Origin of the sequence: Geoalkalibacter ferrihydriticus DSM 17813 (assembly GCF_000820505.1) — a bacterium.
Classification (GTDB): Bacteria; Desulfobacterota; Desulfuromonadia; order Desulfuromonadales; family Geoalkalibacteraceae; genus Geoalkalibacter; species Geoalkalibacter ferrihydriticus.
Genome location: NZ_JWJD01000001.1, coordinates 349,131 through 372,254 on the forward strand (window position 1 = coordinate 349,131; position 23,124 = coordinate 372,254).

At 57.4% G+C, this 23,124-nt stretch carries 21 protein-coding genes; 11 read left to right on the forward strand and 10 right to left on the reverse strand.

Annotated elements, in window-relative coordinates:
- Positions 1-11: 11 nt before the first annotated feature.
- From GFER_RS01765 to GFER_RS19865, 5 genes are all read right to left on the reverse strand, one after another.
- Positions 12-3,269, reverse strand: a complete 3,258-nt coding sequence (locus tag GFER_RS01765) for an efflux RND transporter permease subunit (protein WP_040095518.1) — start codon at positions 3,267-3,269, stop codon at positions 12-14.
- A gap of 87 nt (positions 3,270-3,356) precedes the next feature.
- Positions 3,357-4,796: an efflux RND transporter periplasmic adaptor subunit gene (locus tag GFER_RS01770; protein ID WP_052445854.1), complete on the reverse strand. Its 1,440-nt coding sequence runs from the start codon at positions 4,794-4,796 to the stop codon at positions 3,357-3,359.
- Positions 4,797-4,916: 120 nt separating this feature from the next.
- The gene (locus tag GFER_RS01775; RefSeq protein ID WP_040095520.1) at positions 4,917-6,194 is read right to left on the reverse strand and encodes a TolC family protein; all 1,278 of its coding nucleotides are present in this window, start codon (positions 6,192-6,194) and stop codon (positions 4,917-4,919) included.
- A gap of 73 nt (positions 6,195-6,267) precedes the next feature.
- Entirely contained in the window at positions 6,268-6,624 is a 357-nt protein-coding gene (locus tag GFER_RS18525) for a hypothetical protein (protein ID WP_139172109.1), read from the reverse strand.
- Positions 6,575-7,039 carry an AAA-type ATPase lid domain-containing protein gene (locus GFER_RS19865; protein WP_040095521.1) on the reverse strand — a complete coding sequence of 155 codons (465 nt, stop codon included), beginning with the start codon at positions 7,037-7,039 and terminating at the stop codon, positions 6,575-6,577. Before GFER_RS19865 ends, GFER_RS18525 begins: the two co-directional genes overlap by 50 nt.
- A 94-nt stretch (positions 7,040-7,133) precedes the next feature.
- Between GFER_RS19865 and GFER_RS01785 the strand changes: the two genes are divergently transcribed.
- Together GFER_RS01785 and GFER_RS01790 are read left to right on the forward strand one after the other, a co-directional pair.
- Entirely contained in the window at positions 7,134-7,592 is a 459-nt protein-coding gene (locus GFER_RS01785) for a hypothetical protein (RefSeq protein WP_040095524.1), read from the forward strand.
- 99 nt (positions 7,593-7,691) lie between these two features.
- Positions 7,692-8,132 carry a tRNA sulfurtransferase gene (locus GFER_RS01790; protein ID WP_268746195.1) on the forward strand — a complete coding sequence of 147 codons (441 nt, stop codon included), beginning with the start codon at positions 7,692-7,694 and terminating at the stop codon, positions 8,130-8,132.
- Positions 8,133-8,159: 27 nt separating this feature from the next.
- Here GFER_RS01790 and GFER_RS01795 read toward each other — a convergent pair whose 3' ends face one another.
- Together GFER_RS01795 and GFER_RS01800 are read right to left on the reverse strand one after the other, a co-directional pair.
- Positions 8,160-9,479 carry a multicopper oxidase family protein gene (locus GFER_RS01795; RefSeq protein ID WP_139172107.1) on the reverse strand — a complete coding sequence of 440 codons (1,320 nt, stop codon included), beginning with the start codon at positions 9,477-9,479 and terminating at the stop codon, positions 8,160-8,162.
- Positions 9,476-11,044 carry a TolC family protein gene (locus tag GFER_RS01800; RefSeq protein ID WP_161807372.1) on the reverse strand — a complete coding sequence of 523 codons (1,569 nt, stop codon included), beginning with the start codon at positions 11,042-11,044 and terminating at the stop codon, positions 9,476-9,478. The genes GFER_RS01795 and GFER_RS01800 overlap by 4 nt, the downstream gene beginning before the upstream one ends.
- Between GFER_RS01800 and msrB the strand changes: the two genes are divergently transcribed.
- The 6 genes from msrB (at position 11,031) to GFER_RS01830 (ending at position 19,619) form a co-directional block, all read left to right on the forward strand.
- Positions 11,031-11,552 carry a peptide-methionine (R)-S-oxide reductase MsrB gene (msrB, locus tag GFER_RS01805; RefSeq protein WP_052445857.1) on the forward strand — a complete coding sequence of 174 codons (522 nt, stop codon included), beginning with the start codon at positions 11,031-11,033 and terminating at the stop codon, positions 11,550-11,552. The genes GFER_RS01800 and msrB overlap by 14 nt on opposite strands.
- Before the next feature lie 47 nt (positions 11,553-11,599).
- Positions 11,600-12,145: a peptide-methionine (S)-S-oxide reductase MsrA gene (gene msrA, locus GFER_RS01810; protein WP_040095528.1), complete on the forward strand. Its 546-nt coding sequence runs from the start codon at positions 11,600-11,602 to the stop codon at positions 12,143-12,145.
- 186 nt (positions 12,146-12,331) lie between these two features.
- A complete protein-coding gene (locus GFER_RS01815; protein ID WP_139172105.1) occupies positions 12,332-14,428 on the forward strand; it encodes a M1 family metallopeptidase in 2,097 nt (698 codons plus the stop codon).
- Positions 14,425-15,297 carry a ChaN family lipoprotein gene (locus GFER_RS01820; RefSeq protein ID WP_052445858.1) on the forward strand — a complete coding sequence of 291 codons (873 nt, stop codon included), beginning with the start codon at positions 14,425-14,427 and terminating at the stop codon, positions 15,295-15,297. Before GFER_RS01815 ends, GFER_RS01820 begins: the two co-directional genes overlap by 4 nt.
- Before the next feature lie 36 nt (positions 15,298-15,333).
- Entirely contained in the window at positions 15,334-17,433 is a 2,100-nt protein-coding gene (glgX, locus tag GFER_RS01825) for a glycogen debranching protein GlgX (RefSeq protein ID WP_040095530.1), read from the forward strand.
- Positions 17,434-17,489: 56 nt separating this feature from the next.
- Complete coding sequence (locus tag GFER_RS01830; RefSeq protein ID WP_139172103.1) at positions 17,490-19,619, forward strand: VTT domain-containing protein; 2,130 nt, start codon at positions 17,490-17,492, stop codon at positions 19,617-19,619.
- Between the two features lie 98 nt (positions 19,620-19,717).
- Here GFER_RS01830 and GFER_RS01835 read toward each other — a convergent pair whose 3' ends face one another.
- Genes GFER_RS01835 through GFER_RS01845 form a run of 3 tightly spaced genes read right to left on the reverse strand, consistent with a single transcriptional unit; the run spans position 19,718 to position 21,538 of the window.
- The gene (locus GFER_RS01835) at positions 19,718-20,146 is read right to left on the reverse strand and encodes a thiol-disulfide oxidoreductase DCC family protein (protein WP_040095533.1); all 429 of its coding nucleotides are present in this window, start codon (positions 20,144-20,146) and stop codon (positions 19,718-19,720) included.
- A 13-nt stretch (positions 20,147-20,159) separates the two neighbouring features.
- Complete coding sequence (xthA, locus tag GFER_RS01840; RefSeq protein ID WP_040095535.1) at positions 20,160-20,978, reverse strand: exodeoxyribonuclease III; 819 nt, start codon at positions 20,976-20,978, stop codon at positions 20,160-20,162.
- 11 nt (positions 20,979-20,989) lie between these two features.
- Entirely contained in the window at positions 20,990-21,538 is a 549-nt protein-coding gene (locus GFER_RS01845; protein ID WP_052445860.1) for a DUF3617 domain-containing protein, read from the reverse strand.
- 294 nt (positions 21,539-21,832) lie between these two features.
- Here GFER_RS01845 and GFER_RS01850 point away from each other — a divergent pair, with 294 nt between their 5' ends.
- From GFER_RS01850 to GFER_RS01860, 3 genes are read left to right on the forward strand one after another with little or no spacing between them, the layout of a single operon-like run.
- Entirely contained in the window at positions 21,833-22,315 is a 483-nt protein-coding gene (locus tag GFER_RS01850) for a YchJ family protein (protein ID WP_040095538.1), read from the forward strand.
- Positions 22,316-22,317: 2 nt separating this feature from the next.
- Positions 22,318-22,770, forward strand: coding sequence for a YaiI/YqxD family protein (locus GFER_RS01855; RefSeq protein ID WP_040097202.1), 453 nt, complete (start codon positions 22,318-22,320; stop codon positions 22,768-22,770).
- A 59-nt stretch (positions 22,771-22,829) separates the two neighbouring features.
- On the forward strand, positions 22,830-23,081 hold the full coding sequence (locus GFER_RS01860; RefSeq protein ID WP_040095540.1) for a CDGSH iron-sulfur domain-containing protein: 252 nt from the start codon (positions 22,830-22,832) through the stop codon (positions 23,079-23,081).
- The last annotated feature ends 43 nt before the right edge of the window (positions 23,082-23,124 follow it).

The window sequence follows — 23,124 nt, forward strand, 5'->3', positions numbered from 1 at the left end:
ATCTCCGCAGTTTAGGTTGCCAGGCCATTTGCTTCCTCAGGACCTTCGTCCAGATCGATATCCTCCTCCGAAGTCGCAACCATGCTCTTATCGAGTTCACGAGCCTTCCATACATAATATACCACCGGATAGAGCAGCAATTCGATGATCAGCGATGACACCGCACCGCCGACCATGGGTGCGGCGACACGCTTCATCACATCGGAACCCGCGCCGCTGCTCCACATGATGGGCAGCAGCGCGACAATAATAGTGACGACGGTCATAATTTTGGGTCGGATGCGCTTAACCGCCCCGTAATGCACCGCCTGGATCAGATCGCCGCGGGTCAGCATGCGCCCCTTTTTCGCCCATTTCTCGCGTGCCAGATCGAGATAGAGCAGCATAACCGTGCCCGTTTCGGCATCAAGTCCGGCCATGGCGATCAGGCCCACCCACACCGCAATCGACATGTTGTAATCCAGCATGTACAGCAGCCAGAATGCCCCCACCAGGGAAATGGGAACCCCCATGAAAACGATGAGGGTTTTGATCACCGACCGGGTGCTGATGTAGATGAGCACGAAGATGGCCATAACCGTCAGGGGCAAAATAAGCATCAAACGTTCGCGGGTCGATTCGATATATTCGTACTGCCCGCTCCACACGATGCTGTAGCCGGGCGGCAGGGTGATGTTTTCCGCCACCGCGCGCCGAGCGTTTTCCACATAGGTGCCGACATCGATCCCGCGGATATCGACGTAAACCCAGGCGGTACGCCGCGCGTTTTCGCTCTTGATGCTGTCAGGTGCGTTGATGATGTTGATCTCGGCCAGCTGTCCCAACGGAATGTGCCGTCCACCCGGACCCGGCACCAGCACCCGCCGCAGGGAATCGAAATCGCTGCGGAAATCCCGGTCATAACGGACGCTGATGGGATAGCGCTCAAGTCCTTCCACCGTTTCCGAAATACGCATGCCGCCGATGGCCGACTGGATCACATCCTGAATATCGCCGACGTTGATGCCGTAGCGCGCCGCCGCGCGCCGGTCGATATCGATATCGAGGTAATAGCCGCCGACGGTGCGCTCGGCAATGGCGCTCAGGGTTCCGGGCAACGGCCGTACCAGAGCTTCTATCTCTTCGCCGAGGCGCGCCAGCTCTTGTAGATCATCACCCATGACCTTGATCCCTACCGGGGTGCGGATACCGGTCGAGAGCATATCGATGCGCGTGCGAATGGGCATGGTCCAGGCATTGGTTAGGCCAGGGAAATGCACGGCATTATTTAGCTCATCGATGAGTTGGTCGGCAGTGATGGTCTTTTCCTCGGGCCAGATGAGGCGCAGAGGCTTCTTGAACCATTCCGTCCCCTGCGGCCAATCCGAATAGAAGCGATGCACATGCGTGGTGCGCCACTGATCTTCGGGTTTGAGCAGAATGGTGGTTTCGATCATCATCATCGGCGCCGGATCGGTGGCGGTTTCAGCCCGTCCGATCTTGCCGAAGACCCTCTCCACCTCGGGAAAGCTCGCGATGATCTTGTCCGTCTGTTGCAGCAATTCGCGCGCTTTGGTCACCGAGAGACCCGGCAAAGTGGTGGGCATATAGAGCAGATCGCCCTCGTAGAGGGGCGGCATAAACTCGGTGCCGATTTTCGAAACCGGCCAGGCAATGGACATCACCATCAACAGCGCCACCAGCAGGGTGGTTTTGCGCCACCGCAGCACCAGATTGACGGCGGGATGATAAATGCGGTTCAGGGCGCGGTTGATGGGATTTTCATCTTCGCGGCGAATACGCCCACGAATGAACCACAGCATCAGCACCGGCACCAGAGTGATGGAGAGAAACGCCGCGGCCGCCAGGGAATAGGTTTTCGTGAAGGCAAGCGGCTTGAACAGGCGACCCGCCTGCTCCTGCAGGGTGAAGACCGGTGCAAAGGAGGCCGCGATCACCAGCAAAGCGAAAAAGATCGTGGGTCCGACTTCCTTGGCGGAGGCGATAATGACTTCCGAGCGTGGCCTGTGTCGATTGCGTTCCAGATTTTTGTGCGCATTCTCCACCATGATGATGCCCGAGTCGACCATGGTGCCGATGGCGATGGCGATGCCGCCGAGACTCATGATGTTGGCATTGAGCCCCTGGGCATGCATGATGATGAACGCCATGAGGATGGCCACCGGCAGCGCCAGAATAATGACCGCCGCGCTGGGCAGATGAAAGAGAAACAGGATGATGATCAGCGCCACCACCAGCATCTCTTCCAGGAGCTTCCGCTTGAGGTTGTCGACGGAGCGATCGATGAGATCGGAACGATCATAGGTCGTGACGATCTCGATCCCCTCGGGCAACCCGACCTTGAGCTCCTCAAGGCGGTCCTGCACGCGCGCGATGACTTCGCGCGCATTTTCCCCGAAGCGCATGACGATGATGCCGCCGACCACCTCGCCCTCGCCGTCAAGCTCCGCGATCCCACGACGCATCTCGGCGCCCAGACGCACCTCGGCCAGATCCCTCACCAGGATCGGCGTGCCGTCTGCGGTGGCCATGACCACCACATTTTCCAGATCTTCCACAGACTGGATATAGCCGCGGCTGCGCACCATGTACTCGGTTTCCGCCATCTCGATGGCGCCGCCCCCCACATCGACGTTGGAGCGTTCAATGGCCATCATCAGATCGGAGATGGGCAGATCGTAGGCGAGCAGCTTATTGGGATCGACCACCACCTGGTATTGCTTGACGAAACCGCCCAGGCTCGCCACTTCCGAGACCCCGTCCAGCGCGGCCAGTTCATAGCGCAGAAACCAGTCCTGAATGGAGCGCAACTCCTGCAGGTCATGCCGGTCGCTGGTCAGGGCGTAGCTGTAAACCCAGCCCACGCCCGTGGCATCGGGCCCCAGTACCGGCGTTACGTCCCGCGGAAGCTGACCGGCGGCATAGTTGAGATATTCGAGCACCCGCGAACGCGCCCAGTACATGTCGGTGCCGTCTTCGAAAATGATATAGACGAAGGAAAAACCGAAGAACGAGTAGCCGCGCACGTCCTTGGCGCCGGGCACCGAGAGCATGCGCGTGGTCAGGGGATAGGTGACCTGATCTTCCACCACCTGAGGCGCCTGCCCGGGATACTCGGTGAAAATGATAACCTGGACATCCGAGAGGTCGGGAATGGCGTCGACGGCCACATTGCGCAGGGAATAAATTCCCCCGATGATAAGCACGATCGTCGCCAGCACAACCATGAACCGGTTGCGCGCTGACCATTCAATAATTTTTTCAATCATAAAGGCTGTCCGTGGTCAGTTGTCCGTGGTCAGTTGTCTGTGGTTGGTTGTCCGTGGTTGGTCACTTGCAACGGACTACGGACGATTTTAAAACAGGTCTTCCAGGTCGATTTCCGGCTCGGGTTCCGGGGCTTCGGGCAGCGGCGTCATCTTCTGAATGGCCTCTTGCAGCTTGGCCTCGGAATCGAGCATGAACTGCGCCGAAACGACCACATCCTCGCCCATGCGCAATCCGCTTTTAATCTGAACATAGCCGTCTTCATCCGTCACGCCGACGGTAACGGTGCGCGGCTCGAAGCGGCCTTCACCAAGGGCGACGAAAACCCGTTCGCGTTTCCCCGAGCGCAGCACCGCCTCGCTCGGTATGGCCAGGACATCCATGACCGGATCCGCGGCGATAAAGACGTTGGCATACATGCCGGGCTTGAGTTGCAGATCGGGGTTGTCGAATTCGATGCGCGCCTGAAGGGTTCGCGTTTCGGCGCGCAGATACGGATAGAGAAAGGTAATCTCGCCCTCACGTGCCGCTTCGGCGGCAAAGGGTAGTTCAACGCGCGCCTGAAGGCCGACACGCACCCAAGGCGCCTCGAATTCATAGATATCGGAAATGATCCAGACCCGGCTCAAATCAGAAATCTGGAACAAATCCTCGCCCGCCATGATTCGCATCCCCTCAAAAACCCGCTTTTCGGTGACGATCCCCGCGTGGGGGCTGAAAAGAGTCAGGGTTTTGCGCGCTTGGCGGGATTTTTCCAGCTCGGCAATCTGGCGCTCGCTGATGTCCCAGTATTTCAGGCGGGTGCGGGCGGCTTCGAGCAGCCGCTCACCGCCCGCGGCCACCTCGGGGAAGGAGCTTTGCGCCAGGCGATCGCGATTGCGCAGGGCGAGCAGGAATTCCTCCTGCGCGGAGACCAGTTCGGGGCTGTAAATATCGAGTAGCGCCTGACCCTTGCGCACCGTTTGACCGGTCTGGTTGACATGCAGGCGCTCCACCCAGCCGTCAATCTTGTTGTTAATGCTATAACGGTGCGGCTCATCGTATTCGATGGTGCCTACGGTGCGGATGGTGCGGCTGAGATCGCGGCGTTCCACGGGCGCTATGCGTACGCCCATGTTCTGCATGGTCACCGGATCGATCAAGACCTGTCCGGGAACCGCGCCATCTTCATAAACGGGCACCAGATCATGGCCCATGTAATCCTGACCGGGTTCGTCGCGCACATAGGTCGGGTCCATGGGTGACGCCCAGTGCTTGATTTGCCGCTCGGCTGTCGCCGGTTTCTCGTCGCTGGGCCGCATGGGGGTCAGACGCATGCCGCAGATGGGACAGGTGCCCGGCTCATCCTGAATGATGAAGGGATGCATACCGCAGGTGTACTGCACCTTGCCTCCGTTCGCCGTCGGCTCGCCCGGCGCGCCGGGTTCATGTCCGGTATGGCGCCCGCTTCCGGCGAAATAGCCGGCGACCAGCGCCAGGATCAGAGCGAGAATCAGCAGGATTTTTTTGGATTTTGATGACATGGCCATGCGTTGATCCCCGTTGTTGATATGATCGAAAAATATCTATTGTTCTTATGACCGGTGTGTTTGTGTGTTTGTAGGGGCAAGGCATGCCTTGCCCTGGGCGACGCATGCGTCGCCCCTACGTCACCGTAGCTGCGTGCCCACCAGCGCTTCGAGTTGGGCGCGCACCATCTGGTGTTCGGCCACCGCCTCGAAATAATCCCGTTCGTAATTGAACAAGGTCATCTGGCTTTCCAGTACGTTCATGAATTCGGCGCGGCCGACGCGGTACGCGGCCAGGGACGCATCCAGAGTGCCTTCGGCCTGAGGGATGATGCCGCCCTGATAGAGATCGGCCATGCGTCGGTTGCGTTCCAGCCGCGCCAGGGCATCGGCGATATCGAAACGCAGGTCGTTGCGAAACATTTCGATTTCCTGCTCGGCCATGCGTCTTTCCGAATCGGCCTCGGCAACCATGGCCTGACGGCGCTGACGTTGCACCGGCAGATTAAAACTGACGCCGGCACTGTACATGTCGTAACCCTCGCTCCCCATGGTCGTCGGTTCACGCTGCATGTATTCAAGAGACAAGGTGAAGTCGGGATAATTATCCCGCAGGGCCAGGTCGCGCATGACGCGCGATTTTTCCTGCTCGCTTTGCAGACCGCGCAGCAGCGGCCGATGCTGGTAGGCCAGCTCTTCCAACTGCGCGGGGTCGATGGTCACGGGCACCAAAGACACCTCGGGAATGGTGGGAATGGGCTCGGCGGCGGGGCGAAAGGCCAGCACGTTGAGGCGCGCTGCCAGGCTGCGGCGCTGCTGACGCAGTCTGATGCGCATGTCCTCCATTTTCGAGCGCTCCAGTTGCACACGCAGCACATCTTGCTGCAGAGCATCGCCAACGCCGTAGAGCGTTTCGGTCAGGTGCGCCAGATCATCGAGGAGCATAATATTTTTCTCGATGATCTCCAGGGAGCGGTCCACGGCATACAACTGGTTCCAGCTTTCCTTGACCATGAACTCAATTTGAATTTTGCGCTCCTCCAAACTCCAGCGCCTGACCTCGGCGTCCAACTCAGCGGAGCGTCGTGCCAATGCGCGCTTGCCCGCGAAGGGCACCATCTGGCTGATGCCGATGACCTTTGAGGTCATGTTGTCGCGGTCAAAAGCCAGCGGATCACGCACCATGGCATTCTGAATGCCGAGCATCAACATGGGGTCTTCGAAGGTGCCGGCTTGTCGCGCGCGCTCCACAAAAACCTGCCAGCGGGCTTCACTGGCCTTGATTTCAGGATTGCGCTCCAGAGCTTGGGCTACCAACCCATCCAGAGACAGGGGCACCTCCTCCACTGCCTGTGCCTGAACAGTCCCGGGCAGACTCATCGTCAGGGTCAGCACGAAAAAACATAGGATGCGCATCATGAACATTCTCTCCTCGCGGTCGACTTGTTAAGTATAAGCCAAAGCATAGATTCCTCTGTTGACCTGTCAACAATCAGCCGGTGATGAATATATGAAATACACATTGCATGCCTAAAATAAATTGAACGACAAATCGCGGACTTGTTCCCCTGTGGGCGAAAAAAAAGCGACTTGGTGTAGAATATCCAACAACAAACTTTAGAATATTCTTCAATTTTTTTTCTGAAACTTGAGAGCGGGGCTTGACTGACGCTTTGCGCTGAAAGATTCTTGGCGAGAGGTACTTTTCGGCCAGTTTGCATTCATCATCATCGGTCAATGGCTGCGCGGCAAAACCTGGGTTCTCTACGGCACTACGCAGGTCGTCGGGTGCGACGTCCTCATCGCCGATGCGTGCACGCACGCGATGATTGCTGATGTTGGTATTCACCGTCCAAACGCTCCAACGAGGTGCGCACAATGCCGGCGCAGTGGTCCGAACCCATGCCGGGGACGGTCAGGGTCACCTCTTTTTCCGTCGTACCCTTCGAAGAATTCTCCTTTGGCATTGACTCAGTCCTTTCTCGTCTAAAAATCGGACGCTGCAACGATTCTTCCACAGCGCTTCCGACCTTGTGGCGCCAGGCGATCTTACACCGCCTCAGGCCATATTTTCCCATGCGGAAAACCAGAATGTGGCGGCAGCAAATCTTCAACGGCAAATCATTTTGCTCAAGTTTAGCGCCGCGAGACCGAATCACCACCCGCTCCATAACGTTTTCCAACTCTCGCACCTTTCCCGGCCAGTCGTAGGTGAGTAGCTTGTCCATGGCGCAGGCCCCGATTTCAACTTTTCCGCGCGGCAATAGGCGGTTGCCTGGTTTTCGGAGACGCTTCTGTTAGACTCTCTCCAAACCGGGAAGTGGCATAACGCCCCTCCTCAACCCAAAGGAGAAGTCTATGAAAACACGTGTTTTTTTGGTTCTACTATGCGCCAGTCTGTTTGCAACAAGCGGATTTGCCGCCGAAAAAGGCTATGACGCGACAAAGAAAGCCGATAAGTCCGCGGCCATGATGGAGAAGTGCAAGGAAATGGGGGAAAAACATGAAGCCATGCAGAAGAAAATGGCTGAACGGGACGCGCGCCTGCAGGAACGCGTCGAAGCGATGAACGCCGCCACCGGCGAAGAAAAAGTCGAGGCCATCGCCGTCGTCATCAATGAACTCATCGAACAACGTCGGGCGATGCACGACATGATGACGAAAATGGGTCCGGAGATGATGCGCCACATGATGGAACACATGCACCCCGAGATCACGGATGAAATGATGGACAAATGCCCGATGATGAAGATGATGAAGGACAAAACCAAGTCGACCAAAGAGAATAGAACCAAAGGCCACGCTGATAAACACTAAGGGTTGTACGCGGAAACTGCCATCCCTCTGAAAAAGCCCCGGTAAATCTCCGGGGCTTTTTTTATCGCTCAGCGCCCTCGGCGATTTTTTTTTATCAAGCTGGCAACGCGCAGGCGTCCGCCAGCCAAGCACCGCATGATCGTCTATCGGCGCTTCATGATGCGCATCATCGCACGCATCGCCGCAAAGGAAGGTGGCAAGGCCGTCGTCACCGGCGACTCTCTCGGTCAGGTCGCTTCGCAGACGCTCGACAACCTGCGCTGCATCCAGGCCGCCTCGCCCCTGCCGGTGCTTTCACCCCTGATCGGTTTCAACAAGGAAGAAACGGTGGTGCTGGCCCGGCGCATCGGCACCTTCGAGGCCTCGGCCCAGCCCTACCCCGACTGCTGTTCCTTCATGATCTCCCCCCACCCCGAAACCCGCGCCGACCTCGCCGAAATTGAACGCTACGAGGCGGGAATCGAACACATCGACGATTTTGTGGACGAGGCCGTCGCGCAGGCAGAGATCAGGTTTTTCGGACAAAAAAAGGAAACCTGACCGCTGCTGTTCACTCTCAAGGGAAAGTTAGCCTGAATCGCCCCCCAAGTCGATCCCGTCCCGGCGCATTTCCTCTGCGTCAGCTTTGTCCGCCAGGGTACCAGGGGGTTGCTCATACCAGTCGTCGGCCCCGGGCAGGGTCGGATGCACCTTGACGATGGTAAACATGCCCCCCATGTCTATATGGCCGAAGGGGCCCTCACCGCCGAGCATGGGAATGCTGTTGCGCGGCACCGGCATGTCCATGGTGCCCATCCCACCCATGCCGGTGTGGCCCATGGTCATGTAACCGGGCACCAGGCGCTGGATTTTTTCATCGAGTCCGTCGGCATCCATACCGATCATGTTGGGAATGTCGTGGCCCATCTGGTTCATCACATGGTGGGTCATGTGACAGTGCAGAGCCCAGTCGCCCGGCTCATCAGCTGCAAACTCAATGTCGCGACTGCTGCCCACCGGCACCAACACCGTGTTTTCGGGCCATTGGGCCGAAGGCGCGATTTTGCCGCCGTCGGTGGCGGTCACCATGAATTTGTAGCCGTGCAGATGAATGGGGTGGTGGCTCATGGCGCTGAGATTGCCGAGGCGGATACGCACCTTTTCGCCTTGCCGCACGCACAGGGGCTCGGTACCGGGAAAAGCCCGGCCGTTCATGGTGAGGATATTGAAGTCCACCATTTCTCCCGGATCGGGACGCGCGGTCCCGATCTTGACCTGCCACTCGCTGAGCAGAATGGCAAAGTCGCGATCGACCCGATAGGGTTGTGGATCGCGCGGATGAATGATGAACAACCCCATCATGCCCATAGCCTGCTGCGTCATCTCGTCGAAATGGGGATGATACATGTGGGTGCCGTGCTGCCGCAGGGTAAATTCGTAGCGATAGGTTTCCCCCGGCGGGATGGGGCGCTGGTTGAGCCCAGTCACGCCGTCCATGCCGTTTGGCAAGAGAATGCCGTGCCAATGCACCGAGGTCGGCTCGGGCAGGCGATTGGTGACGTAGATGCGCACCCGGTCGCCTTCCACCGCTTCGATGGTCGGGCCATGCACCCGGCCGTTGTAGCCCCAGGCGTTCACGCTCAGGCCGGGGGCGAGTTCGTGGCGTACCGGTTCCGCGATGAGATGATAAACCTTGACGCCGCCCACCAGGCGCCAGGGCAAGTTTTCTCCATTGGGCGTGACCACGGGCAGATGCCCTTTTCCAGGGCTTTGCGGTCGAGATGCCCGCGCCTGTGGCTCGGGAGAGGCTCCGGCTTGAGTTTCGCTGCGTTCCCCGAGCAGAAGCGCTCCACCCGCAAGGGCGGCGGCGCTGCGGGCCAGCATCTGGCGTCGCGTGAGAGCATTCATTGCCTAAACCTTTCAAGCGAATCTGACAGAAATCCTGTATTTACAGGCGGCGCAGGGTTTGCCCCGAACAAATCCTCCAGTTCGTCGTCCACCGGCAACGGTTCCGGTTCCGGCAGCAAACCGCCGACGACACGCGCCAAGCGACTGCGAGCCAGCCAGTAATTCTTCCTGGCATCCACATGAAGAGCACCGACTTCAAGTTGCTCTCGCTTGGTGTTTAGCAGTTGAAAAACACCCAACTGCATGGCGTTGTACTGCAATTGACTTTCTTCCATTATGCGCGCATGTAGTGGCACGAGAACCTGCTGGTAATGATCAACCTCTTGGCGGCCATGCTGCAAGCGCACCCAGGCTTGGCGCACTTCGCTGCGTATCTGAACTTCCATCGCCCTCTCACGTCGGAGGGCTTCGCGCAAACGCCCCTCCTTGGCATCGACCGCTGTGCCGCCTCCATCAAATACCGGCAGATTCATGCGGATTTTTGGGCCTGCCAACCAGCTTCCGTCGGTTTCGCGCTCTGCTTCGACTCCCAGGCCAAAATCAGGTTGAAGAGCAGCTAAACGCGCGCCCCCAAGGCTTTCAAGCAAGATCTCTCGCTCCATGCGCACCGCCGCCAGATCGAGTCGCTGAGCCAGCGCCCGGTCTTCCAAACCGGATTCGGAGATCGCGGTTGGCGGCAACTCGGGCAATCTTGGTGATATTCGCATGGAACTCGATTCCGCAAGTCCCAACAGAACAGCAAGTTGCTCCTGCGCCAGAGCCTGATGTGCCTGGGCCTGCATATGTTTGAGCCGCACCTGCTGGTAGCGCGTTTTCTCTTTCGCAAGGTCCAGATCGGTTATATTTCCGGCATGGTGCAACCGCTCGGCGACATCGGCCATAGCTTCAGAAACATCCACTATCAAACTGCGAATTTCGGTGACCCAGAGACTTGCCTGGGCTACATAGAAGGCATCCTGGGTGTCCGCGACCAGAGTAAGAGCGGTGTCGACGGTGCGCAGCTTCACCTGCTCAAAGCTTTTAACCGCAACCCTGCGCCGCATAGGTAATTGCACAACATTCAGGAATTCCTGCACGAGAGACAACTCGAGATTGGTTCCTCCGCCCCCTTCCGGAAAGCGCAATGTCGCGCCAAAAACCGGATTGCGCAGCAACCCTGCGCGCACCAAGTCAGCACGGGCAATACCCATTTCTTCCAACTCGGCCTGTAAAGATGGATTATTCAGCAATGCCAGGCGTACCGCGCCTGCCGCACTCAACGGCTCTCCAAGCAACGCCTCAACGCGCAGCCTGATGGCCTCTTCTTCCAGACTCACGCCTGCCCAATGCAGCGGTTCGCCCACTCGCTCCGCAACCAAGCTTTCCACGTCACTGAATCCGGCGTCGCGGGGAAGAAAAGCGCAGCCCCCAATGCATGCTACAATCAGGCATAAGACCAAGGGATGCATAACTCTCATGGCAGATCCTTCCCTTCTCTTCTTCAGCCGGGGAGACAGTTGGCCGGATTGGTGAGTTTTCAAGTCTAGCAAGCTAAAGGAGATGAGCAATTCAATGAAAAATTTCATGCTTATTTTAGGATGGGCAATGCTTGGCCTACTAATCGTCGATGCCAAAGCTGTCGCAGCCATGGGACGAATCAACGTTTACTCCGTCGCAAAGGAGCAATACGTCATGACTGAAAAAGTTGAAAAGACCCGGGAAGAGTGGCAAGAAAAACTGACCCCCGAACAGTTCCGCATTCTGCGCAAAAAGGGCACTGAGCGGGCATTTTCGGGCCAGTATTGGGACAATCATGCTCGGGGATTTTACCGATGTGCCGGCTGTGGTCTGGACCTTTTCAGTTCAGAAGAAAAATATGATTCGGGCACCGGTTGGCCGAGTTTCAGTGCTCCGGTCGCAGAGGAAAACGTGCGAACCGAGGAAGACCGAAGCCTGTTTATGCGCCGCACCGAAGTGCTCTGCGCTCGCTGCGGCGGTCACCTGGGTCATGTTTTTGATGATGGGCCCACACCGACAGGCCAGCGCTACTGCATCAATTCGGCAGCACTGGAATTCACTGGGGAAGAAAAATAAATTTCGCGCTAGCTGCACTGACCTCGATGGAAATGCGGAGAACGATCATGGAAACCAACAACGCAACAACCGAAAAAGCCATATTCGCAGGGGGATGTTTCTGGTGCATGGAGCCTCCGTTCAAGAAGCTGCCGGGAGTCCTTGCGGTGGTTTCGGGTTATACGGGCGGCGCGAAAGTTGATCCGAGCTATGAGGAGGTCTGCTCCGGTACCACCGGCCATGCCGAGGCGGTTGAAATCAGCTACGATCCACGGCAAATTTCCTATGAACAATTATTGGAGATCTTCTGGAAAAACATCGACCCCACGGATGGCGGTGGTCAGTTCGCCGACCGCGGCAACCAGTACCGCAGCGCCATTTTCTATCGCGACGAAAGCCAGCGGCGCCTGGCCGAGGAATCCCGGCGGCGCTTGGCGCATTCCGGCAGATTCAATGCGCCGGTCGTGACGGAAATAGTCGCCGCTACCACCTTTTACCCTGCCGAGCAACACCACCAGGATTATTGCAACGCAAATCCCGTGCGTTATCAGATCTATCGCCAGGGATCAGGCCGTGATCGGTTTTTGCGCAAGGCGTGGGAAGAGGGTAAATAGAAACATTTCCGTAAGCATTCAGCTGCGACGTCCGAAGGCACCCCAGGGTGCGGCGGTTGAGTGCTGCGGCAAATGTTTGAGCCGCAGGCGAGTTTTTGCCGCACGCGATGCCGCCGCACCCTGGGGTGCCTGCTGAACGGTTACAAATTTCCTTGAAAATATGGCCCATCGGTTATAATAAAAGCCATGAAATCATTCAAGCTCCTGACTTTTTTCCTGGTGTTTTTTCTTGGCGGCGGTTTGGCCCTATGCCTTTCCGCCTCGGCAACCCAGCCACAGATCGTTCATCACGATCTGGAGGTGCAACTCTTTCCCGCGGAGGGCCGCCTTGAGGCGGTGGATCGCCTGAGTTTACCTGACGCACCCCCTTCGGTGCGGCTTTTTTTATCACCTCAGGCAAGCATCACCGATATCCGCCTTAACGAGCGCACCCTTGGTCACACATTTAACAACGGAATCATCAACGTACGCCTTCCTGCAGAGTTCCGGGGACAGCCAGTCACTCTTGAAATCTATTATGAGGGGCGTTTTACCGACACCCCGCCGCAGGATCCCATCATGACCGAAGATCCAAGTTTCGGAGTCGCGGCGGCGATTTCGCCACAGGGAACTTTTCTTGCCGGCGGCAGCGGTTGGTATCCCGATCCGCGCCAAGGCAACGCCGCCTGGCGCCTGAGCGTCACGGCGCCGCCGGGCTATCTCGCCGTCAGCGCCGGACGCCTCGAGGAGCAGGTCACGACCGCTGAATACAGCCGCTCGGTGTGGGAGGAGAGTATCCCTCTGTCCAATCTGACCGTCTCCGCCGGGCCTTACGAGGTCAAAACGGTCCAGGTGGGCGATATTCCCGTCAGCACCTATTTCTACCCTCAAACTCAGGAACTCGCGCCGACCTACCTCGACGCCGCCCGCGAATACCTGGAACTCTACGAAGACCTTTTCGGTCCCTATCCTTTCGCCAAGTTCGCGGTGGTGGAAAACTTCTTCCCAACCGGCTACGGTTTTCCTTCTTGGACCTTACTTGGCAGCACGGTGATCCGCCTGCCGTTCATCGTCGAAACCAGTCTGGGCCATGAAATAGCCCATTCCTGGTGGGGCACCGGCGTGCGCGTCGATCATGCCCAGGGCAACTGGTCGGAGGGCCTCACCACCTATGTCGCCGATTACCTGTTTCTCGAACGACGCTCCGCGGAAGGTGCACGCGATTATCGCCTCAGAATTCTGCGCGATTACGCCTCGCTGGTGACTCCGGAACGCGACTTTCCCCTGACCCGCTTCCTGCGGCGCACCGACCGACCCACTCAGGCCATGGGTTACGGCAAGGCGGCCATGGTTTTTCACATGCTGCGCCACAAGGTCGGTGAGGAGATTTTCTGGGCCGGTCTGCGCGAGATGGCCGAAACGCGCATGTTTGATCAGGTCAGTTGGGATGATTTCGCAGCACTTTATTCGCGTCTGAGCAGCACCGACCTGCAGGCCTTCTTCGATCAGTGGGTGCGTCGGCCGGGCGCACCGATTCTGTCCCTGGAGAATGTCGAAGTCGAGCACCGCGACGAGCAGTGGTACATCAGCGGACATCTGCTACAAAAGACGCGGCCTTTTGACCTTCGCCTGCCTTTGATTGTGGAAACCGATGGCGAACCCCTGGTCCGATGGATATCCCTTAAAGAGCGTGAAAATCACTTTGAATTGAGAACCGCCGACACACCCAGGCGCCTGTTGGTGGATCCGGACGCCCATGCTTTTCGCCGGCTGCACCCCAAAGAAATTCCCCCCTCGGTCAACAGCATCCGCGGTTCCGAAAATCTCATCGCAGTCGTCGCTGCGGATTTGCCGCCTGCGACCGCCGACGCCGCGCGCCTGATTTTGCGGGCCCTGCGCCAAGAAGGCATTCGCGTGGTGGACGAGAAACAGATCCGACCCGAACAGCTTGGCACCCATGATGTTCTTTTCCTTGGCCTTCCGCGCCGTTTTGCCAATGCGCTGCTCGCCGACACCGGCCTGAGCTTTGACGAGCAAGGCTTCACTTTTGGCGAAGAACGCTTCGAGAGTCCGCAAGCGGCTCTCTTTGCCGCCGTGACCCCCAAGGACTTCCCCGACCGCAACTGGGCCTATTTCATACCCGCCTCGCCGGAAGCGGCCCGCGATGCGGCACGCAGAATTCCCCATTACGGACGCGACAGTTATCTCGTCTTCGATCAAGGAGAAAATCGCGTGCGCGGCACCTGGGAGGTGCGTGAATCTCCCCTCATCCAAAACTTTAACTCTTCGGAGACAATCCAATGAAAATACGAATTTCTTTTCTCGCCCTCACAGCATTTTTCCTGCTCGGCACAGGTAGCGCCTGGACGCATCCTCACATCATTGCGCTCTCCAGTGGCGAGGAAATCGCCTTCGACGACCTCATAACCGACCTCGACCAAGCGCAGGTGGTTTTCGTCGGCGAACTGCACGATCATGAAGGCCACCACCAGATGCAGCTCGAAATCATCCGCGCCCTGCATGAGCGCGGCGGTCCCCTCGCGATCGGCCTTGAAATGTTTCAAAGCGACTATCAAGGCGCCCTGGACAAATGGGTCGCCCAGGAAATGGAAGAGCTTAACTTTCTGTTGGTCTACCAGCAGAACTGGAGCCTGTGGCCCCTCTACCGACCGATTTTTATGCACGCGCGCGAGCAAGGCATACCGCTGGTGGGCCTCAACATTCCGCGCGAAATAACCCGGCAGGTTGCCCGCGAAGGGTTTGCCAGCCTCAACCCCGAGCAGCTGCGCGGAATGAACCTCAAAGGCTTTGCCTGCATTGTTGATCCTGCCTACGAGCAGTTCATCCGCCGCGCCCTGGGCTTGCATGGGCATGCCGACAACGACAGGTTCACTCATTTCTGCGAGGCTCAACTGCTGTGGGATGCCGCCATGGCCAATAACCTGGTCAATTTTCTCGAGGAGAATCCAGACCATACCCTTGTCGTCCTGGCCGGCAGTGGCCATGCGTGGAAATACGGTATTCCCGCCCAGCTTGAAAATCTCGCCGAATTCGACTACCGGGTGGTTTTGCCGGAAGTGCGCGGACGCATCGATCGCGGCAACGCATCCGTTTCAGACGCCGATTACCTCTGGCTTGATTTCGGCGATGAGGGCTGGCAGGTCTGGGAATAAAACCAATATCGCAATATTAAAGCTAAGGGAAACCCCATGAAAGTCTGGCCCGGAAACCCCTATCCTCTGGGTGCCACCTATGACGGCGCCGGCACCAACTTTTCACTTTTTTCAGAAATCGCCGAACGGGTCGAACTATGCTTATTCGATCACGGGGATCGCGAAACCCGCATCGAAATGCAGGAGGTCACCGGCTATTGCTGGCACGCTTATCTGCCCGGCGTCGAGCCTGGGCAGCGCTACGGATTTCGCGTTCACGGACCCTGGAAGCCTGAAGAAGGCCATCGCTGCAACCCCGCCAAACTGCTTCTCGACCCCTATGCCAAGGCTATCGAGGGGCAGATCGAATGGGACGAGGCCGTCTTTCCCTATCGCTTCGATGACGGGCCCGAATCCCTGAGCGAGAGCGACAGTGCGCCTTTCGTGCCGCGCAGCGTGGTTCACCAGCCGCATTTCGACTGGAGCGGCGACCGCCGCCTGCAGCGACCCTGGCACGAAACGATTATCTACGAAACCCACGTCAAGGGCTTCACCGCCCGCCATCCCGATATTCCCGAGGACCTCCGCGGCACCTATGCCGGCTTGGCGCATCCAGCGGCAATCAATTACCTGAGAGATCTCGGTGTAACCGCAATAGAGCTGCTGCCGGTACATCAGTTCATCCACGACAAACACCTTGTCGACAAGGGGCTGCGCAATTACTGGGGCTACAACAGTATCGGCTACTTTGCCCCACACAATGAGTATGCCGCCGATCAGCGGCCCGCTGCGGTCGTTGCCGAATTTAAACAGATGGTCCAGGCTTTGCACCAGGCCGGCATCGAGGTGATTCTCGACGTGGTCTACAACCACACCGGCGAAGGCAACCACATGGGGCCGATGCTCTGCTTCAAGGGCATCGACAACGCCTATTACTATCGCACGGTTGAAGACGACAAACGCTACTACATGGACTACACGGGCACCGGCAACAGCCTGCACATGCGCAATCCCCACGTCCTTCAGCTGCTTATGGATTCCCTGCGCTACTGGGTGCTGGAGATGCATGTCGACGGCTTTCGCTTTGATCTGGCTTCGACCCTGGCGCGCGAGTTGCACGACGTCGATCGCCTTTCTGTATTTTTCAATCTCATCCAGCAGGATCCCGTGATCAGCCAGGTCAAGCTCATTGCCGAGCCCTGGGATGTCGGCGAAGGGGGCTATCAGGTGGGAAACTTTCCACCGGTGTGGGCCGAATGGAACGGCAAGTACCGCGACTGCGTGCGCGACTTCTGGCCCGGTCGCGACGAAACCCTGGGCGAGTTTGCCGCCCGCTTTACCGGCAGCTCCGATCTCTACGAAAATACCAGTCGCCTGCCTTTTGCCAGTATCAACTTCATCACTGCCCACGATGGGTTCACCCTCAATGACCTGGTCTCCTACGATCACAAGCATAACGAGGCCAACGGCGAGGACAACCGCGATGGCTCCGATCACGACGGCTCATGGAACTGCGGCGTCGAAGGCCCCACCGAGGATGGGGAGATCCTCGCGCTGCGCGCTCGGCAGCAACGCAACTTCCTGACGACCCTGCTGCTCTCCCAAGGGGTTCCGATGCTGCTCGGCGGCGATGAAATCGGCCGCACTCAGCAAGGTAACAACAACGCCTACTGCCAGGACAACGAAACTTCCTGGTTCGACTGGGACAATGCCGACGGGGAACTTCTCGACTTCACGCGTCGGCTCATCCGGTATTTTCATGATCATCCGGTTTTTCGTCGCCGTCGCTGGTTTCAGGGGCGCGAAATTCATGGACCTGAAATTACCGATATCGCCTGGTTTACCTTTGACGGGCAGCAGATGGAGGAAGATCACTGGGGCGAGTGGTTTGCCAAATCCCTCGGCGTCTATCTCAACGGCAAAGCCATTCCCAACCCCAACCCCAAGGGTGAGCCGGTTACCGATGACAGCTTTTATATTATCTTCAACGCTCACTATGAGCCTTTGACCTTCACATTGCCCGATGTCTCCTGGGGTGAACGCTGGGTTATGGAACTCGATACGGCGCAAGGTTGGGTCGATGAGGCGCAATCCATAGAGGCTGGAGAGCAGGTCGAAGCCGAGGCTCGCTCACTTGTGGTCTTGCGCCAGGAGTGAAATCCGTGACCTCCGAAAAGAACAAACCGGGTCAGACATCCAAGGCAAGAGACATCTTGGACCCCGGTCGAAATTGCCTGAAAACGGCACGTGCCTCGCGCGTCGCTTTTCTGATCGACGGAGCCGATTATTTTTCCGCCTTTCGCGCGGCGGCGATGCAGGCACAGCGTTCCATCTATATTGTCGGCTGGGACATTCACAGCAGCACTCGCCTCGCACCCGAGGATGAACCCGAAGACGGCCTTCCCGCAGCCCTGGGTGATTTTCTCAATGCGCTGGTCAAGCAGAGCAAAGAACTTGAAGTCCATGTATTGGCCTGGGACTTCGCCATGATCTATGCCCTTGACCGCGAGTTTCTTCCACTTTATCGCCCGGCCTGGTCATCTCATCGCCGCGTTCACTTCAAGCTCGATGCCAATCACCCAACCGGCGGCTCGCATCATCAGAAAATCGTTGTCATCGATGACACCCTGGCTTTTGTCGGCGGACTTGATCTGACCACTAAACGCTGGGACACCTCGGAGCACCGCCCTGGTGATCCGCGCCGCGTCACGCCCCAAAACGAATCCTACAACCCTTTTCATGATCTGGAAATGCTGGTTGAGGGAGACGTTGCGCGGGAAATCGGTAGCGTGGTGCGCAAGCGCTGGCGCGACAGCGGCGCTCGGCCTCCCCAAGCTCTCCCCGGTGAAACAAATGGAGATCTCTGGCCTGAAAGTATCGAAGCCGCCGCCCGGGACGTCGAAGTGGCTATCGCCCTCACCCAACCCGCCTTTAACAACAACCTTGCTCTTCAGCAAATCAAACAACTCTATCTCGATGCCATCGCGAACGCGCAGCGCTTCATCTATATCGAGAACCAATATCTGACCAGCGCTGAAATTGTGAACGCGCTTGTCGACCGTCTGAGCCAAGCTGATGGACCTGAAATCATCATTCTATCCCGTAGTGGTGGCGGCGGTTGGCTGGAAGAGATGACCATGAGCGTGTTGCGTGCCCGCCTGCTCAAGAAACTGCGCGCCGCTGACAATCAGCAGCGGCTCGGCGCCTTCTATCCTCACCACAAAGGGTTCAGTGAAGGCGAAAAAATAGATTTGCACAGCAAACTGATGATTATCGACGATCGATTTGTGCAAATCGGTTCTGCCAATTTGGCCAACCGATCCATGGGATACGATTCCGAGTGTGACCTCGCTTTTGAAGCACAAACCGAGGCGCAAACCGAGGCGATCCGCGCCCTGCGGCGCCGCTTGCTCAGTGAACATCTGGGCACCGAAGCGCAACGCCTGGCAGAACAGGAACAGCAAAAGAATTCGCTGCTTGCGGTCATCGAGAGTCTGCGCGGCGGCGAACGTACCCTTGAGCGGCTTCCGGACGAAATCGATGAAGACGTCGACGACCTGGTCCCCGAGGCTGATTTGCTGGATCCCGAACAGCCCATCGACCCCAACCGCCTTGCCGGCGAGATGCTGCCTCCCGACCATCGCCGCTTCGCTGAATCAAGGCTCTCTCTTGTGACTGCCTTGATCGTGGGGATCTCGGTTCTGGTCATGCTGTGGCATTGGACCCCCCTCGATCAATGGCTTCACCTGGAAAACCTGAGAGAAGTCGCCGAGACCATTCGCTCCAACGATCTGGCGCCGCTGCTGGTTGCGGGAGGTTTTCTTTTGGCGGCTTTTGGGCTGTTGCCGGTCATGCTGCTGGTCGTTGCGACTGTCGCCATTTTCGGACCTTGGCTCGGTTTGGCCTACTCCTGGGTCGGGCTTTTACTGGGGGCTCTTATCGGCTTGGCGCTTGGGCGGCTTTTGCCGCGTGATCTGACACGCCGTCTGGCGGGCAAGCGTCTCAATCGGGTCAGTCGCCGTCTTACCCAGGGTGGCCTGCGGGCAATCCTTGCCGTGCGGTTGGTCCCGATCGCACCTTTTCCGGTGGTCAACCTGGTGGCGGGCGCTTCGCGGGTGAGGGTAAGGCATTTTTTCCTCGGCACCCTTATAGGCACTCTGCCTGGTTTAATCGCTCTAATTCTGGTGGCCGACCGCATCAGGGCGGTTATCCACCAAAGAGATCTTGTGAATTTCAGCCTATTGGGCGCGACGTTACTGTTGGTGGTCATTGGGGCACTGGTGATATTTCGGTGGCTCAAACGTCTGGATTTTTTGGAGAAAGGCAGGCGTGACGAGGGCTGATTCAGCGTCTATGCCCAATCGGCCCGCAGGGCCTGGTGGTTGAAGGCAGCGGTAAATGTTTGAGCCGCAGGCGAAGTTACGCGCGACAAAGCATAGCCTTACACTTGATCATGATCCTTGCCGATACGGCACGAACCTGAACTGCAATGAGGCTTTCGCTTGGGAAGGTAGGGCCGGATGTTGGCAAAGCCCTTGTAACCAAGACGGGCCAGTGGATTGATCAGAGGCAAGGTGATGAATGTGCCAAGCAGGCCGAACAGGGTCGAGGCGGGGAAAGCCTGCCAGATCGCCCAGAAGGCCTCAACCCCACGATACACCCGGCCCTGCGCGTCGATGGCGTGCAGCTCGTACATAAAATCTTTCAGGGAGATGTGGTAAGGGCCCGGATCAAAGTCCGGGTCGCTGATGTCAACGCCGATCAGGTGATCGTCGCGGTCCCGGCGCAGATAATGCTCAACCTCCCGTGCACAGACCGAACAGCCACCGTCATAGAAAATCAGCAACGGAAATAAGGGTTTGTCCGGCATTGGCGCTCCTCGCCTACTCCACGTCGATCTCCACCCAAACCGGGCAATGATCCGATGGTTTGTCCATGGCGCGGATATCGTAATCAATGCCCGCCGCACCGCACGCATTGAGCAACGGCCTGCTCACCAGAACCAGGTCGATGCGCAGGCCGCGTTTGGGGTCATCCTCAAACCCTCGGCTGCGATAATCAAACCAGCTGAACCGATCCGAGATTTCGGGATGCAATTCCCGAAAACTGTCTCGCAGCCCCCATTCCTGCAGGGCGGAAAACCATTCGCGCTCTTCCGGCAGGAAGCTGGTTTTACCAGTGCGAAGCCAGCGCTTGGCGTTCTCGGGGCCGATGCCGATGTCGCCGTCAACTGGTGCGATGTTGAAATCGCCCATGACCACCAACGGCGCATCCGGATCGCCTTCTTCCTGCAGATATCGCTGCAGGTCAGCATAAAAGCGCCGCTTGGCAGGAAATTTGATTGGATGATCGCGGTTCTCTCCCTGAGGAAAATAGCCGTTGATCACCTCCAGGGTTTTTCCCGAAGGCAAGGCGAAGCGCGCACTGATGAAGCGCTTTTGCGCCTCTTCACCATCACCGGGAAAGCCGAAGCGCACCTCGGTCGGCGCCTGCAGCGAAAGAAGAGCCACGCCGTAATGGGTTTTCTGGCCGTGATAGGCAACCTGATAACCCAGATCCTCAATGGCCTGAACTGGGAAATCGGCATCCTGAACCTTGGTTTCCTGCAAACCGATGATGTCGGGTTGATGCTTGTCGATGACAGCTTTGAGCTGATGCAGGCGCGAACGCAGTCCGTTGACGTTGAACGAAATAAATTTCATGATCGTTCGCTCTAACGCCCGACAGGCTGGAGATTTCCGCAATCGGAGGAGATCCAGCGTGCCCTCTGGTCGATATCGATCACTTCCGGCCTGCCTTCTATTGTCGTATTGATAACCGCGTTGCCGATGTATTCCTTGCGGCTGACAATCGTCACCTCGCCTTCACCGTGCGAGGGCGGCTCATCGTCACAGGTAAAACGTACGCGAATGGTGTTTCCTGAACGCTCGAGAACTTCCTGAGTACAGTTTTCTTCGGCCAGATGCAATTCGCCACGGGCAATCTCTTCTTCGCTGAGACAAACGCGAAAGCTGCTTTCATCCGCCCCGATACTGATTCCCTGAGCGGCCATCATCTGTTCCATCATCTGCCGTTGTTCCGGCGGCAAAGAATCCAGTTGCCGCCGCGCCTCACGCATCATCTCTTCCATCTGTCCGCTCTGACTGGTCATGCTCAGGGTGTGCTCCCACAGCCCGGAATCGATTTTCAGGTTTTGCGCAAAAACCTGGGAGCCAAACAGAACTGCCGCGCAAGCAAACACGATCGCGAGTTTGGATCTCATAATAAATATCCTCCTTGAAAAATTAACATCGTTGCATTTTACCCGAGAATCAAAAAAAAAACATCCTTGAGAAAGGAATAAGCTTTTCAGTGTGGTCACTGACCGCCCGTTCACTCTTTTCTGGATCACGAGGTGTCGGGTCTTCTTGAAAAGTTTGTTGCTCAGGACGCTGGATCAATTTTTGAAAATAAAGTAACCTCCACTTTTCTCAGCAGCCTGAATTGATAAATTATCCTGAATCCGTCAGATCCAGGATTATATAAACCGGTCCCGAACAAAAAAGGAGCTATATCTATGAGCAGTTGTCCCTGCGGGAGCGCAAAAGAGTATGCCGTCTGTTGTGAGCCGATCATCACCGGAAAGAAAACCGCCGAGACCGCCGAGCAGGTCATGCGGGCACGCTACACGGCCCATGTAAAAGTCGAAGTTGATTTTCTGTTTGAGAGCACCCACCCTGACTACCGCGAGGGCTATGATCATAAAGGGACCCGGACCTGGGCGGAAAGTTCCGACTGGTACGGTCTGGAAATTCTCAACACCGTCCAGGGCGGCCCAGGTGACGAAGACGGTGAAGTCGAGTTCATTACCCGCTTTCGCGACAAGGACGGCAAGCGCACCCATCATGAACGCGGACAGTTTAAACGCAAGGAAAATCAGTGGCTGTTCACAGAGGGGATTATGGTCAAGCCCCAGCCGCTGACCTCAAACAAAGTCGGCCGCAACGACCCCTGTAGCTGCGGCAGCGGACTCAAATACAAAAAATGCTGCGCGAAATGAACGTGACGATATGGATCGACGCCGATGCCTGCCCGCGCGCGGTCAAAGACATCGTCTTTCGGGCCGCAGAGCGCTTACAGCTCAAGGTTTGCCTGGTGGCCAACAAGGGTCTTGCCAAGCACCATACCCACCTGATTTCCTCAGTCGTGGTTCCCGGCGATCCTGACGAAGCGGACAAGTACATCGCTCAGCATGCCACAGCTTGCGATCTCGTGATCACTGCCGACATCCCTCTGGCCGCCAAGGTTGTCGCCAAGGGGACTGTGGCGATTGATCCGCGTGGCACCCTCTACACCGGCGACAATGTTGGCGAGCGACTCTCCTCGCGCGATCTCATGCAGAGCTTGCGCGATGAAGGAATGGTACAGGGTGGCCCTGGCCCGTTCGGATCCGCAGACCGCCAGCGCTTCGCCTCCGCCCTGGATCGCACACTCACACGCATGCTGCGCGAATGATATAATTAGAGCCCCTGCAACAACCTTAATGGTGGATCAATTTTTAGGAGGAGTGAGATATGTCCAAGAACATGCCCGACGGCGGGATGCCCATCGCGTTGACCCTTGACCCGGGCACCTATTTTCGATGCACCTGCGGAAAGTCGCAAAACCTTCCATTCTGCGACGAATCACACAGCAGTACCGGCCAGTTGCCGATCACTTTTAAAATCAAGAAACGCCAGAAAGTCTATCTCTGCGGCTGTGGCTCGAGCGGGGACCAACCTTATTGCGATGGAAGCTGCGGAGTATCGCCGGCGGGAAGAGAATAAGGTGCGCTGACGCACGACCAGAGTGCTGCCATAGGTCACAATT

Bases quoted from the DNA above. Each gene is read 5' to 3' on its own strand.
- GFER_RS01800 (WP_161807372.1), bottom strand. From the start codon at position 11,044: ATGAAATTTTTCATTGAATTGCTCATCTCCTTTAGCTTGCTAGACTTG.
- GFER_RS01835 (WP_040095533.1), bottom strand. From the start codon at position 20,146: ATGCCGGACAAACCCTTATTTCCGTTGCTGATTTTCTATGACGGTGGC.
- GFER_RS01860 (WP_040095540.1), top strand. From the start codon at position 22,830: ATGTCCAAGAACATGCCCGACGGCGGGATGCCCATCGCGTTGACCCTT.
- GFER_RS01820 (WP_052445858.1), top strand. From the start codon at position 14,425: ATGAAAATACGAATTTCTTTTCTCGCCCTCACAGCATTTTTCCTGCTC.
- GFER_RS01785 (WP_040095524.1), top strand. From the start codon at position 7,134: ATGAAAACACGTGTTTTTTTGGTTCTACTATGCGCCAGTCTGTTTGCA.
- GFER_RS01815 (WP_139172105.1), top strand. From the start codon at position 12,332: ATGAAATCATTCAAGCTCCTGACTTTTTTCCTGGTGTTTTTTCTTGGC.
- xthA (WP_040095535.1), bottom strand. From the start codon at position 20,978: ATGAAATTTATTTCGTTCAACGTCAACGGACTGCGTTCGCGCCTGCAT.
- GFER_RS01770 (WP_052445854.1), bottom strand. From the start codon at position 4,796: ATGGCCATGTCATCAAAATCCAAAAAAATCCTGCTGATTCTCGCTCTG.
- GFER_RS01845 (WP_052445860.1), bottom strand. From the start codon at position 21,538: ATGAGATCCAAACTCGCGATCGTGTTTGCTTGCGCGGCAGTTCTGTTT.
- msrB (WP_052445857.1), top strand. From the start codon at position 11,031: ATGAAAAATTTCATGCTTATTTTAGGATGGGCAATGCTTGGCCTACTA.
- GFER_RS01775 (WP_040095520.1), bottom strand. From the start codon at position 6,194: ATGATGCGCATCCTATGTTTTTTCGTGCTGACCCTGACGATGAGTCTG.
- GFER_RS01765 (WP_040095518.1), bottom strand. From the start codon at position 3,269: ATGATTGAAAAAATTATTGAATGGTCAGCGCGCAACCGGTTCATGGTT.
- GFER_RS01850 (WP_040095538.1), top strand. From the start codon at position 21,833: ATGAGCAGTTGTCCCTGCGGGAGCGCAAAAGAGTATGCCGTCTGTTGT.
- GFER_RS01795 (WP_139172107.1), bottom strand. From the start codon at position 9,479: ATGAATGCTCTCACGCGACGCCAGATGCTGGCCCGCAGCGCCGCCGCC.
- glgX (WP_040095530.1), top strand. From the start codon at position 15,334: ATGAAAGTCTGGCCCGGAAACCCCTATCCTCTGGGTGCCACCTATGAC.
- msrA (WP_040095528.1), top strand. From the start codon at position 11,600: ATGGAAACCAACAACGCAACAACCGAAAAAGCCATATTCGCAGGGGGA.